Here is an 11396-nt window from a genome sequence, read left to right as displayed (position 1 = left end):
GCCTTGACCATGCCGCCCTCGGTGAACAGGCGCTTGGCGACGATGCCGTTCACCTGCGGGCGCACTTCGGCGACCAGGAAGGCATTGGTACGGCCCGGCAGTTCGCGGGTCAGGCCCACGGTCTCGGACTTCAGCGTGACCACAGTGACGTCACCCGGTCCCTGCTCGGGGGCCTGGGGTTGGCCGCCGCAGGCAGCCACGGTCGCGGCGATCGCCAGCGACAGTGCAAAGGGTCGGATTCGGCTCAGCAACATGACGGAAAGGCTCTTGGAGGAAGGAATCTCAGAAGACGCTGATACAACGGCTTTCCCCTGTTCCGGTGAAACCCCGCAGATCGCGCCCACCCGGGTGGCGCGGGAGCCGGACAGGCCTGCCACGCACACGACGGGAATGATGGGAACGAAATATACATACATGCTTGTTTGTTTGTAAACCGGTACAATTCAGCCACGTTTCACCCGCACTCGTACCCATCCATGGCCCGCAAGACCAAAGAGGACACCCAGGCAACCCGGGAAGGCATCCTTGACGCCGCCGAAGCCTGCTTCCATGAACACGGCGTGGCCCGTACCACGCTGGAGATGATCGGTGCCCGCGCCGGCTACACCCGCGGCGCGGTCTACTGGCACTTCAAGAACAAGAGCGAGGTGCTGGCCGCGATCGTCGAGCGCGTGCACCTGCCCTTCATGCAGGAACTGGAGCGCACCTCGACCGACCAGCGCGACACCCCGGTGCACGACCTGCGCGCGGTGATGATCCACTCGTTCATCGAACTGTCCGAGGACGAGCGCCTGCGCAAGACCATGGAGATCATGCTGCGCAGCGATGCCTCGGCCGACACCAAGGTGCTGACCGAGCTGCAGCAGGCCGGCTTCCGCGACGGACTGGAACGGATGGAGCGCGCCCTGCGCCGCGCCCGCGATCTGGGCCAGCTGCGCGAAGGCGCCGATCCGAAGATCGCCGCACGCATGCTGCACGCCACCGTGCTGGGCGTGCTGCACGGCGCGATGGTCGAACCGGAACTGATGGACCTCAAGCGCGATGGCATGCTCGCACTGGACATGACCCTGGCCGCCTACGTGAAGGACGGCGTGTTCGTGCCCGGCACCGTGCCCGAGCCGCTGCCCGAAGCGTGAGCAGCGCTGCTGCCGCCACCGCCGCGCCCATCTGAGGACAGCCCCATGATCCTGGACAACGTGGTGTGGGGCTTCGTCGGGTGCGGCAGCGTCACCGAGAAAAAGAGTGGCCCGGCCCTGGCCAGCACGCCGGGCTCACGGGTAGCGGCAGTGATGCGCCGCAATGCGGCACTGGCTGAAGACTACGCGCGACGCCACGGGGTTCCCCGCTGGTACGCGGATGCCGATGCGCTCATCGCCGATCCGGAAGTGAACGCGATCTACGTTGCAACGCCCCCCTCCACGCACATGCACTATGCGCTTCAGGCGATTGCAGTGAGCAAGCCGGTCTACATCGAAAAGCCGATGGCCATGGACCATGGCGAGTGCCAGCGCATCATCGCGGCCAGTGCCCGCAGCGGCGTGCCGGTGTTCGTGGCCTACTACCGCCGTGCCCTGCCCCGCTTCGCGAAGGTGAAACAGCTGCTGGACAGCGGCGCGATCGGCACACCGCGCAGCGTGCGCGCCAGCCTGCACCGGCCACACTCGATGCAGGCAGCGTCACCGGACTTCTGGCGGACCAATCCCGCGATCTCCGGTGGCGGCCTGTTCGTCGATCTGGGCTCGCACACGCTGGATCTGCTCGACCATCTGCTGGGGCCTTTGATCGATGTCCATGGCCTGGCCAGTTCGCTGACCGGTGCCTACGCCGCCGAGGACAGTGTCTCGGTGTGCTTCCGTACCGGCAACGGCGCGCACGGCATCGCGCAATGGAGCTTCTGCGCCTTCCGCCGCCAGGATGAGGTGGAGATCACCGGCGACCGCGGGCAGCTGCGCTTTGCCACCTTCGAAGACGTTCCGGTCGTGCTGGACACCGATGCCGGCGTGCAGGCGTTCGATATCCCGAACCCGCCGTCGGTCCAGCAGCCTTTGATCGCTTCCATCGTGGACGAGCTGCGTGGCAACGGGCGCTCACCGTCGACCGGCATCAGCGCCGCGCGCACCAGCGCAGTGATCGATCAGGTGCTACAGGCCTACCGCGTCAGGCACCCGCACTGACCAACAACAAAAAGGCCGCCTTTCGGCGGCCTTTTCTGTTGCAGTGGGTGGGGTCGGAGCCCCTCGCAACGGAGAGGGATCCGACCCCGTCGGACGTTACAGGATGTAGCGGCTCAGGTCCGGATCCTGCACCAGCTCACCCAGGTGCGCATCGACGTAGGCGCTGTCGATGGCCAGGGTCTCGCCGTCGCGGTCCGGTGCCTCGTAGCTGAGCGAATCCAACAGGCGTTCCAGCACGGTGTGAAGGCGACGGGCACCGATGTTCTCCTGGCGCTCGTTCACCTGGAAGGCGATCTCGGCCAGGCGCTCAATGGCGTCGGCGGTGAAGCTGACCTTGACACCTTCGGTAGCCAGCAGTGCTTCGTACTGCTTGGTCAACGCGGCCTTCGGCTCGGTCAGGATGCGCACGAAGTCACCCTTGCTCAGCGCGCCCAGCTCGACGCGGATCGGGAAGCGGCCCTGCAGCTCCGGAATCAGATCGCTGGGCTTGGCCAGGTGGAACGCACCGGAGGCGATGAACAGGATGTGGTCGGTCTTGATCGTGCCGTACTTGGTGGACACGTTGGAGCCTTCCACCAGCGGCAGCAGATCGCGCTGCACACCTTCGCGCGACACATCGCCACCACCCACGTTGTCACCACGCTTGGCAACCTTGTCGATCTCGTCGATGAACACGATGCCGTGCTGCTCGCAGGCCTCGATCGCCGCGGTGCGGATGTCGTCTTCGTTGACCAGCTTGCCGGCCTCTTCCTCGATCAGCAGCGGACGCGCGGCCTTGATGGTCAGCGTGCGCTTGTGCGCCTTGGCGCCACCGCCGAGGTTGGCGAACATCGACTTCAGCTGCTGGCCCATTTCCTCCATGCCCGGCGGGGTCATGATGTCCATGCTGACATTGGCGGTCAGGTCGAGTTCGATCTCGCGCTCGTCCAGCTCACCGTTGCGCAGCATCTTGCGGAACTTGATGCGGGTCTCGTTGTCCTGCGCCGACGGTTCGTTGCGGGCGACTTCCGGATCGAAGCCGATGCCACCGCTGCGGCGCGGCAGCAGCGCATCGAGGATGCGGTCTTCGGCGCGTTCTTCGGCCTGGGTACGCACGCGCACCTTGGCCTGTTCGCGGTACAGCTTCACTGCGGTATCGGCCAGGTCACGGATGATCTGCTCGACATCCTTGCCGACGTAGCCGACTTCGGTGAAGCGGGTCGCTTCGACCTTCACGAACGGCGCGTTGGCCAGCGTGGCCAGGCGACGCGCGATCTCGGTCTTGCCGACGCCGGTGGGGCCGATCATCAGGATGTTCTTCGGCATCACTTCATTGCGCAGCTCCGGCACCAGCTGCATGCGACGCCAGCGGTTGCGCAGGGCAATGGCCACCGCGCGCTTGGCGTCGTGCTGGCCCACGATGTGCCGGTCCAGTTCCTGCACGATCTCGCGCGGGGTCATGGTGGCGGAGGAAACTTCGATCTTCGGCATGGTTGTGCTCACGAATTCAGATGCATGTAGAGCCGAGCCATGCTCGGCTGACGGGCAGCCCTGCCGAGCATGGCTCGGCACTACAGAAGAGCGGTCAAAGCTCCTCGACCACCACGTTGCGGTTGGTGTAGATGCAGATGTCACCGGCGATGCCGATCGCCTCGCTGGCGATGGTGCGTGCATCCAGCTCGGTGTGTGCCATCAGCGCACGCGCAGCCGAAAGGGCATACGAACCGCCGGAACCGATGGCGATGATGCCGTCCTCCGGCTCGATCACATCGCCGGTGCCGCTGATGATCAGCGAGGTTTCCTTGTCAGCCACTGCCAGCAGGGCTTCGAGCTTGCCCAGGCGGCGCTCGGTGCGCCAATCCTTGGCCAGCTCGACCGCTGCACGCTGCAGCTGGCCGTGCTTTTCCAGCTTGGCCTCGAACAGCTCGAACAGGGTGAAGGCGTCGGCGGCGGCACCGGCAAAGCCGGCCAGCACCTGGCCATCACGGCCGAGGCGGCGCACCTTGCGCGCATTGCCCTTCATCACGGTGTGGCCCAGCGTGACCTGGCCGTCGCCGGCAATGGCCACGTGCTCGCCGCGACGGACGCAGACGATGGTGGTGGCGTGGAAAACGTTGGGGTTCTGACTGGGGTCCATGATGCCTCCGGGGTGACAGAACCAGAGGTGGGGACTGCGCTGCGCCCTTCAAGCCACCCGCGACCGCCTGCCGCAGGGGCAACGTTCAGCTTTCTCCGCTGCCCTCGTTGCTGCGTCGACGCTTCGCGCGCGGATGCGCGGCGTCGTAGACCTTGGCCAGGTGCTGGAAGTCGAGGTGGGTATAGATCTGCGTGGTGGCGATGTCCGCATGGCCAAGCAGTTCCTGCACGCCACGCAGGTCACCGGACGATTCCAGGATATGGCTGGCGAAACTGTGCCGCAGCATGTGCGGGTGCACGTGCTTGAACAGGCCCTGGCGTTGCGCCAGCTGGCGGATGCGGATCTGCACCGCGCGTTGGCTGATCGGCCCGTTGCGGCCGGGAAACACCGGCGAGGCCGGGCCACCACCACTCTCCGTGCGCCACGCCTGCAGCGCTTCGCGCGCCGGCCGGCCGAACGGCACGCGGCGTTGGCGATTGCCCTTGCCCAGCACGTTGACCAGGCCACTGGCGAAATCCAGGTCGCGCCAGGTCAGCGCGCAGACTTCGCTCAGGCGCAGGCCGGAGGAGTAGAACAGTTCCAGCAGCGCGCGGTCGCGGCGGCCGAGCTCGCCTTCCGGCTCCAGCTCGACCAGCTGCACGGCTTCGTCGGCGTCGAGGACCTGTGGCAACCGGCGCGGTGCGCGCGGTGCCTTCAGCGTCGCCGCCGGGCTGACCTCGATGCGCCCGTGCTTGAGCAGCCAGGCATAGAAGCTCCGGCACGCCGACAACCGGCGCTGCAGGCTCTTCGCGGACAGGCCACGGCGATGCTCATCGGCAACAAACTGGCGCAGCGCGTCGGCATCGAGTGCCTCCACCGCCACGCCACGCGGCTCGGCCCAGACCGAGAGCGCATCCAGGTCGCGGCGGTAGGCGTCGAGCGTATGCGCCGACATCCGCCGCTCCACCTGCAGGTGCTGCAGGAAGGCCTGTACCGCGCTCATCGTCGTGATGTCCTGCTCAGCCCGCGAAGCGCTTCAGGCCGGCGACCAGGGCATCGCCCATCATGCGCAGGAACAGCGTGCCCATGCCCGGATAGAAGCGGTTCGGATCGTGGCTGCCGACCGCAATCAGGCCCACGCCCGGCAGCGGCAGCAGCGCCGTGGTCTGCACTTCCTCGCTGCGCACGCCATACAGCACGGCATTCTTTTCCGGCTGCAGGCGCCCGCAGATCGGCTCGCCGTCCTTCAGGCAGTCGCGGAACGGGCCCAGCTGCGGATCATCGGCGGCGATCACCTGCAGCCAGTCGGCCTGCTCCAGCCCGGCCACCGGCGTGTGCACCACCAGCCGTACCAGGTCCCCGGCGAAATCTTCCTGCAGCGAGGCGGCCATCGCACGCAGGGTATCGGCGGCGTTGTCCTGCTTCATCAGTGCCAGGGTCAGCTGATGCGTGCGCACTGCCAGGCGTTCATTGATCTGGGCGGTGGCGCCCAGATCGGCCAACCGTCGTGCCAGCTCGCGGTTCTTCTCGCGCAGCACTTCCAGCTGGTAGCTGGCCAGCGACGCGGTCGGACCGTCGTCACGCGGCACCACCAGGGTCAGGGCCAGGTCCGGGAACTGCTTGAGGAAGCCCGGATGACGCCGCAACCAGGCAGCGACTTCATGGGCTCCGAGCTTGTCGACGGTTTCGGTCATGCGATCCACTCCCCTTCGAAGACGAATGCGGTCGGGCCGGCCATCACTACCGGCTGGCCATCGCCCGGCCACTGGATGCGCAGGTCACCACCGGGCAGGCTGATGCGCGCGTCACGCTGCAGGCGGCCACGCTGCATCAGGGTCACCGCAGCGGCACAGGCACCGCTGCCACAAGCCAGGGTTTCACCGACGCCGCGCTCATTCACACGCAGACGCGCATGCGCCGGGCCCATCACCTGGGCGAAACCCACGTTCACCGAGCGCGGGAACGATGCATGCTGCTGCAGCAGCGCACCGACGCGCTCGACCGGCGCAGCATCGATCAGGCCCACTTCGATCACCGCATGCGGGTTGCCCATCGACACCGCGGCAAATCGCACGCTTTCCCCCTGCAACGGCAGCAGGTATTCCTCACGCGCGTGGGCGAAGCCCATCAGCGGCACGTTGGCCGGCTCGAAGGCAGGCACGCCCATGGTTACCGCGAACTGGCCCTCGCCCAGCACCTTCACTTCGTGGCTGGCCAACGGGCTGTCGATGACGAATGCATCGCCCTGCGCACTGCCCTCGCGCACCAGCCAGGCCGCGATGCAGCGCGCGCCGTTGCCGCACTGCTCGGAGTTGGAACCGTCGGCATTCCAGATGCGGTAGGACGCCACCGAGCCTTCCGCGCGCGGTGCTTCGATGGTCAGGATCTGATCGCAGCCGACGCCAGTGTGGCGGTCGGCCAGGCGCGCGGCCAGTTCAGGCGTGGGCGGCGCAGTGCCGCCACGCAGGTCGATCACTACGAAATCATTGCCCGCGCCATGCATCTTGCTGAAGCGCAGCGCCTTGGAACCGGCCTTACTCATTCCCGCCGCCCACCTTCTTCGCAGGCGCAGGCGCCGGTTGGGTGGTCGGTGCAGCCGGGTCCACGGTCGTGGCCGGCGTGCCGCTGCCCTGGGTCTCCGCCGGGGTCGCTTCGGTCGCGGGCTCGGCAACGGGTTCAACGGTCTCTTCCACCGGCACCGGCTTCTGCGGCAGTACCAGCGGGCCCTTGTTGCCGCAGGCGGCGAGGAACAGCAGCGAGGCCGCTGCCAGCGGAATCAGGATGGCGTTTGGATGGGGGATCTTCATGCCCCGAGTATAGCCATTGGCGGCTGAGCGGTAGGTAGAGTCGACTGTTAGTCGACTGCTCTTCGATCAGATAGCGAAAACCCCGCGCTGCGCGCGATAGTCGACTAACAGTCGACTCTACCCCTTGCCGCCCCCATGGGGGCCGCTGGCGGGCCATGTTCAGCCCTCCGACGGTGGCAACGGCCGGGTCCACAGCCAGATCGCCACCACGGTCATGCTGCCGATCGAGAACCACTTCACCCAGGCGATCGGCACGCACCACAGCATGATGCCGGCACATACCGCCATCGTGATCGTGGCCATCCACTTGCCGTAGCGGCTGACCGCCCCGTGCGCCTGCCAGTTGGCGATGGCCGGACCGAAGCGCGGATGCTGCAGCAGCCAGGTGTGCAGGCGCTCGGAGCCGCGCGAAGCGGCCCAGGCCGAAATCAGGATGAATACGGTGGTCGGCAGGCCCGGCACGAAGATGCCGACGATGCCGGTGCCAAGGCTGACGTAGGCCAGCAGCCACCACGCCCAGCGGAAACGCACCACGCGCGGTGGCGTGGTGGCGTCGCGTGGGGCGGAAGGATCTGGCGCGCTCATGGCCGCAAGGATACCGGTTCAGGGTGCCCGGCAGTGCCCGGCACCCTGTCGCGATCACGGCTGGGCGATGCCCAGCTGCTGCAGCACGAACGCGTACGACTCGGACAGCTCGCGGTAACGCTGGAAGCGCCCCGACTTGCCGCCGTGGCCGGCTTCCATGTTGGTGCGGAACAGGATCGGGTAATGGCCGGTGTTGTCGTCACGCAGCTTGGCCACCCACTTGGCCGGTTCCCAGTACTGCACCTGCGAATCCCACAGGCCGGTGCCCACGAACAGCGCCGGATAGGCCTGCTTCTTCACGTTGTCGTAGGGCGAGTAGGACAGCATGTAGTCGTAGTACGGCTTCTGCTCCGGGTTGCCCCACTCGTCGTACTCGTTGGTGGTCAGCGGAATGGTCGGGTCGAGCATGGTGGTGACCACGTCGACGAACGGCACCTGCGCCACCATCACGCGGTAGTCCTGCGGCGCCTGGTTGGCTACCGCGCCCATCAGCAGGCCACCGGCACTGCCTCCGGATGCCGCCACGCGATCCTTCGCCGCCCAGCCCTGCGCCACCAGGGCACGGGTGACGTCGATGAAGTCGTTGAAGGTGTTCTGCTTGTGCAGCAGCTTGCCGTTCTCGTACCAGTCGCGGCCCATTTCCTGGCCACCACGGATGTGGGCAATGGCATACACCACGCCACGGTCGAGCAGGCTCACCGCGGTCTGGTTGAAGTACGGGTCCATCGACATGCCGTAGCTGCCATAGGCGTACTGGAACAGCGCGCCCTTGCCGTCCTTCTTGTAGCCCTTGCGGTAGACCAGCGACACCGGCACCTTCACGCCATCGCGCGCGGTGATCCAGACGCGGTCGGTTTCGTACTTCGACGCGTCATAGCCGATCACCGGCTGCACCTTCAGCTGGCGACGCTCACCGGTGGCGGTATTCAGTTCGAACACCGTGGTCGGGGTGGTCATCGAGGTGTAGATGTAACGCAGCCACGGCGTGTCGGCTTCGGTATTGTCGCCCAGGCCCATCGAATACGCCGGCTCATCGGCCTTCACGTAGTCGCTGCGGCCGTCCTTGAAAAGCAGGCGGATGCGCTCCAGGCCTTCGGAACGTTCGGCGATGGCGGTGTAGCTGTCGAACAGTTCGAAGCCCTCGATGAACACGGCATCGTCATGCGCGATCCAGTCCTTCCACTGCGCGCGCGAGGTGGCATCGGTGGGTGCGGTGACCAGCTTGAAGTTCTTCGCACCGTCGTTGGTGCGGATCACCCAGCGGCCATCGTAGTGGTCGGCGTCGTACTCGACGTCGCGCTGGCGCGGCGCCAGCACGGTGAAGGTGGTCGGGTCGCTGGCGGGTGCATATCGCTCTTCCGAGGACACCGTGCTGTGCACGCCGATGGTGATGAAGCGATCGTCGCGGGTGCGGCCGATGCCCATGTAGAAGCTGTCGTCCTTCTCCTCGTAGACGACGGTGTCGGCGCTGGCCGGGGTGCCCAGCACGTGCTTCTTCACGCGCACGGTCAGCAACGTTTCCGGATCGTTCTCGACGTACAGCACGGTGCGGTTGTCGTCGGCCCAGACCAGGTCGCCGGAGCTGCCGGTGATCACGTCGGGCAGCACCTTGCCGGTGGCCAGGTCCTTGAAGCGGATCGTGTACTGGCGGCGACCGACGTCATCATCGGCCCAGGCCAGCAGCTGGTTGTCCTGACTCACTTCCATCGAGCCGACGCTGAAGTAGCCCTTGCCGGCAGCCATCGCATTGACGTCCAGCAGGACTTCTTCGGCCGCGTCCATGCTGCCCTTGCGGCGCGCATGGATCGGGTAGTCCTGGCCGGTCTCGAAGCGGCTGTAGTACCAGTAGCCGCGCTCACGCGCCGGCACGCTGGAATCGTCCTGCTTGATGCGGCCGACGATCTCCTTGTACAGGGTGTCTTCCAGTGGCTTCAGCGGTGCCAGCAGCTGGTCGGCATAGGCATTCTCGGCCTGCAGGTAGGCCAGCATGTCCTTGTTCTCGCGCTTGTCGTCGCGCAGCCAGTAGTAGTCATCGCTGCGGGTCGCGCCGAACGGCGCCTTGACCACATGCGGGTGCTTGGCGGCATCCGGCGGAACAGGCAGGGGGGCGGCGTTGGCAGTGGTGGTCATCAGGCTGGCAAGCAACAGGCATAGGGTAGGTTTCATGAAATAAGGCTCCAGGCGCATCAATGCAATGGTCTTCGACGGGGTCAGATCCCTTTTCCCGAAAAGGGATCTGACCCCAATCGCGGCGATGCGGCAACCCTGCGGATCGTCATGGTGCGGCTCCTGCTGGGGTCAGAGCCCTTTTGCGTGCAAAAGGGATCCGACCCCAGCGCGCGGCGTACCATGGGCGCATGAGCACCCTGCCCCACACGCCGGGCTACAGCCGGCGCAGCCATGAAATCGCCCCGTTCCACGTGATGTCCCTGCTGGCCCGCGCCCAGGCGCTGGAACAGGCGGGCCACGATGTGATCCACCTGGAGATCGGCGAACCGGACTTCACCACCGCCGAACCGATCGTGCGTGCCGGACAGGCCGCACTGGCCGCCGGCCATACACGCTACACCGCCGCACGTGGCCTGCCGGCCCTGCGCCAGGCAATCAGCGGCTTCTATCGCAGCCACTACGGGCTGGACATCGACCCCGAGCGCATCCTGGTCACCCCTGGCGGCTCCGGGGCGCTGCTGCTGGCCAGCAGCCTGCTGGTCGACCCCGGCCGCCACTGGCTGCTGGCCGACCCCGGCTATCCGTGCAACCGCCACTTCCTGCGCCTGGTGGAAGGCGGCGCGCAGCTGGTGCCGGTCGGGCCGGAGACCGCCTATCAACTCACTCCGTCGCTGGTCGAACAGCACTGGAATGCCGACAGCGTCGGCGCGCTGGTCGCCTCGCCGGCCAACCCCACCGGCACCGTGCTCTCCGCCGACGAACTGGCAGCCCTGTCGCAGACCCTGCACGCGCGCGGCGGCCACCTGGTGGTGGACGAGATCTACCACGGCCTGACCTACGGCCTGGATGCACCCAGCGTGCTGCAGGTGGACGACAGCGCATTCGTACTGAACAGTTTTTCCAAGTACTTCGGCATGACCGGCTGGCGGCTGGGCTGGCTGGTGGCACCGCCGGCGGCGGTGCCGGACCTGGAGAAGCTGGCGCAGAACCTGTACATCAGCGCCTCGAGCATCGCCCAGCATGCCGCACTGGCGTGTTTCAGCGAGGAAGCGATGGCGATCTTCGAGCAGCGTCGCGAAGCCTTCCGCCAGCGCCGCGATTTCCTCCTGCCGGCATTGCGTGAACTGGGCTTCCGCATCGAAGTCGAGCCGCAGGGTGCGTTCTACCTGTACGCCGATGTCAGCGCATTCACCGGTGACGCGCAGGCGTTCTGCGCCCATTTCCTGGAAACCGAGCACGTGGCATTCACGCCGGGGCTGGATTTCGGCTTCCACCGTGCGAACCAGCACGTGCGGTTGGCCTACACGCAGGAAGTGCCGCGGTTGCAGGAGGCGGTGGAGCGGATCGCGCGCGGGTTGAAGCATTTCCGGTAGCGGGGGGGGGGGGGCGCGGGGGGGGGGGGGGGGGGGGGGGGGGGGGGGGGGGGGGGGGCGGGGGCGCCGGTAAAAAAAAAAAACACTCGGGGGGGGGGGGGTTTTTTTTTTTTTTTTTTAATGTCGCTGGGAGCCCATAAACTGATTGTTTTTTTTTTATATAAAAAACAAACAAACAACCTCCGAATATTGT

11 protein-coding genes and 1 pseudogene are annotated in these 11396 nt (G+C 66.3%); 3 read left to right on the top strand and 9 right to left on the bottom strand.

The window, feature by feature from the left end; genetic code table 11:
- A pseudogene (locus QRO91_RS20150) lies at nucleotides 1-254 on the bottom strand (efflux transporter periplasmic adaptor subunit); the annotation flags it as partial.
- Between the two features lie 222 nt (nucleotides 255-476).
- Here QRO91_RS20150 and smeT point away from each other — a divergent pair.
- Together smeT and QRO91_RS20140 are read left to right on the top strand one after the other, a co-directional pair.
- The gene (smeT, locus tag QRO91_RS20145; protein ID WP_049429262.1) at nucleotides 477-1136 is read left to right on the top strand and encodes an efflux transporter SmeDEF transcriptional repressor SmeT; all 660 of its coding nucleotides are present in this window, start codon (nucleotides 477-479) and stop codon (nucleotides 1134-1136) included.
- Between the two features lie 45 nt (nucleotides 1137-1181).
- Nucleotides 1182-2174 (top strand): Gfo/Idh/MocA family protein, encoded by a 993-nt coding sequence (locus tag QRO91_RS20140; RefSeq protein ID WP_049429261.1) that lies wholly within the window; start codon nucleotides 1182-1184, stop codon nucleotides 2172-2174.
- Between the two features lie 96 nt (nucleotides 2175-2270).
- Here the strand turns inward: QRO91_RS20140 and hslU are convergent, their stop codons facing one another.
- From hslU to QRO91_RS20100, 8 genes are all read right to left on the bottom strand, one after another.
- Complete coding sequence (gene hslU, locus QRO91_RS20135; protein WP_049429260.1) at nucleotides 2271-3644, bottom strand: ATP-dependent protease ATPase subunit HslU; 1374 nt, start codon at nucleotides 3642-3644, stop codon at nucleotides 2271-2273.
- A gap of 94 nt (nucleotides 3645-3738) precedes the next feature.
- Entirely contained in the window at nucleotides 3739-4290 is a 552-nt protein-coding gene (hslV, locus tag QRO91_RS20130; protein ID WP_005411093.1) for an ATP-dependent protease subunit HslV, read from the bottom strand.
- An 85-nt stretch (nucleotides 4291-4375) separates the two neighbouring features.
- Nucleotides 4376-5272 (bottom strand): tyrosine recombinase XerC, encoded by an 897-nt coding sequence (xerC, locus tag QRO91_RS20125; protein ID WP_049429259.1) that lies wholly within the window; start codon nucleotides 5270-5272, stop codon nucleotides 4376-4378.
- Nucleotides 5273-5288: 16 nt separating this feature from the next.
- Nucleotides 5289-5963, bottom strand: coding sequence for a DUF484 family protein (locus QRO91_RS20120; protein WP_049429258.1), 675 nt, complete (start codon nucleotides 5961-5963; stop codon nucleotides 5289-5291).
- Nucleotides 5960-6811 carry a diaminopimelate epimerase gene (gene dapF, locus QRO91_RS20115; protein WP_010481382.1) on the bottom strand — a complete coding sequence of 284 codons (852 nt, stop codon included), beginning with the start codon at nucleotides 6809-6811 and terminating at the stop codon, nucleotides 5960-5962. The genes QRO91_RS20120 and dapF overlap by 4 nt, the downstream gene beginning before the upstream one ends.
- Complete coding sequence (locus tag QRO91_RS20110; protein WP_049429257.1) at nucleotides 6804-7076, bottom strand: LPS translocon maturation chaperone LptM; 273 nt, start codon at nucleotides 7074-7076, stop codon at nucleotides 6804-6806. The genes dapF and QRO91_RS20110 overlap by 8 nt, the downstream gene beginning before the upstream one ends.
- Nucleotides 7077-7235: 159 nt before the next feature.
- Nucleotides 7236-7661 carry a YbaN family protein gene (locus QRO91_RS20105; protein WP_049429256.1) on the bottom strand — a complete coding sequence of 142 codons (426 nt, stop codon included), beginning with the start codon at nucleotides 7659-7661 and terminating at the stop codon, nucleotides 7236-7238.
- A 54-nt stretch (nucleotides 7662-7715) separates the two neighbouring features.
- Nucleotides 7716-9827 (bottom strand): S9 family peptidase, encoded by a 2112-nt coding sequence (locus QRO91_RS20100; RefSeq protein WP_049429255.1) that lies wholly within the window; start codon nucleotides 9825-9827, stop codon nucleotides 7716-7718.
- 191 nt (nucleotides 9828-10018) lie between these two features.
- On the opposite strand from QRO91_RS20100, the gene QRO91_RS20095 reads away from it, so the two are divergent.
- On the top strand, nucleotides 10019-11203 hold the full coding sequence (locus tag QRO91_RS20095; RefSeq protein ID WP_049429254.1) for a pyridoxal phosphate-dependent aminotransferase: 1185 nt from the start codon (nucleotides 10019-10021) through the stop codon (nucleotides 11201-11203).
- Nucleotides 11204-11396: the final 193 nt, after the last annotated feature.

It is taken from the genome of Stenotrophomonas maltophilia group sp. Smal32 (assembly GCF_030237085.1).
GTDB classification, from domain to species: domain Bacteria; phylum Pseudomonadota; class Gammaproteobacteria; order Xanthomonadales; family Xanthomonadaceae; genus Stenotrophomonas; species Stenotrophomonas maltophilia_Q.
Note: the sequence above shows the minus strand (reverse complement) of the source record. Positions and strands in the feature narration are given on the sequence as shown.

Coding starts and splice junctions, on each gene's coding strand:
- smeT (WP_049429262.1), top strand. CDS start 477: ATGGCCCGCAAGACCAAAGAGGACACCCAGGCAACCCGGGAAGGCATC.
- QRO91_RS20140 (WP_049429261.1), top strand. CDS start 1,182: ATGATCCTGGACAACGTGGTGTGGGGCTTCGTCGGGTGCGGCAGCGTC.
- hslU (WP_049429260.1), bottom strand. CDS start 3,644: ATGCCGAAGATCGAAGTTTCCTCCGCCACCATGACCCCGCGCGAGATC.
- hslV (WP_005411093.1), bottom strand. CDS start 4,290: ATGGACCCCAGTCAGAACCCCAACGTTTTCCACGCCACCACCATCGTC.
- xerC (WP_049429259.1), bottom strand. CDS start 5,272: ATGAGCGCGGTACAGGCCTTCCTGCAGCACCTGCAGGTGGAGCGGCGG.
- QRO91_RS20120 (WP_049429258.1), bottom strand. CDS start 5,963: ATGACCGAAACCGTCGACAAGCTCGGAGCCCATGAAGTCGCTGCCTGG.
- dapF (WP_010481382.1), bottom strand. CDS start 6,811: ATGAGTAAGGCCGGTTCCAAGGCGCTGCGCTTCAGCAAGATGCATGGC.
- QRO91_RS20110 (WP_049429257.1), bottom strand. CDS start 7,076: ATGAAGATCCCCCATCCAAACGCCATCCTGATTCCGCTGGCAGCGGCC.
- QRO91_RS20105 (WP_049429256.1), bottom strand. CDS start 7,661: ATGAGCGCGCCAGATCCTTCCGCCCCACGCGACGCCACCACGCCACCG.
- QRO91_RS20100 (WP_049429255.1), bottom strand. CDS start 9,827: ATGAAACCTACCCTATGCCTGTTGCTTGCCAGCCTGATGACCACCACT.
- QRO91_RS20095 (WP_049429254.1), top strand. CDS start 10,019: ATGAGCACCCTGCCCCACACGCCGGGCTACAGCCGGCGCAGCCATGAA.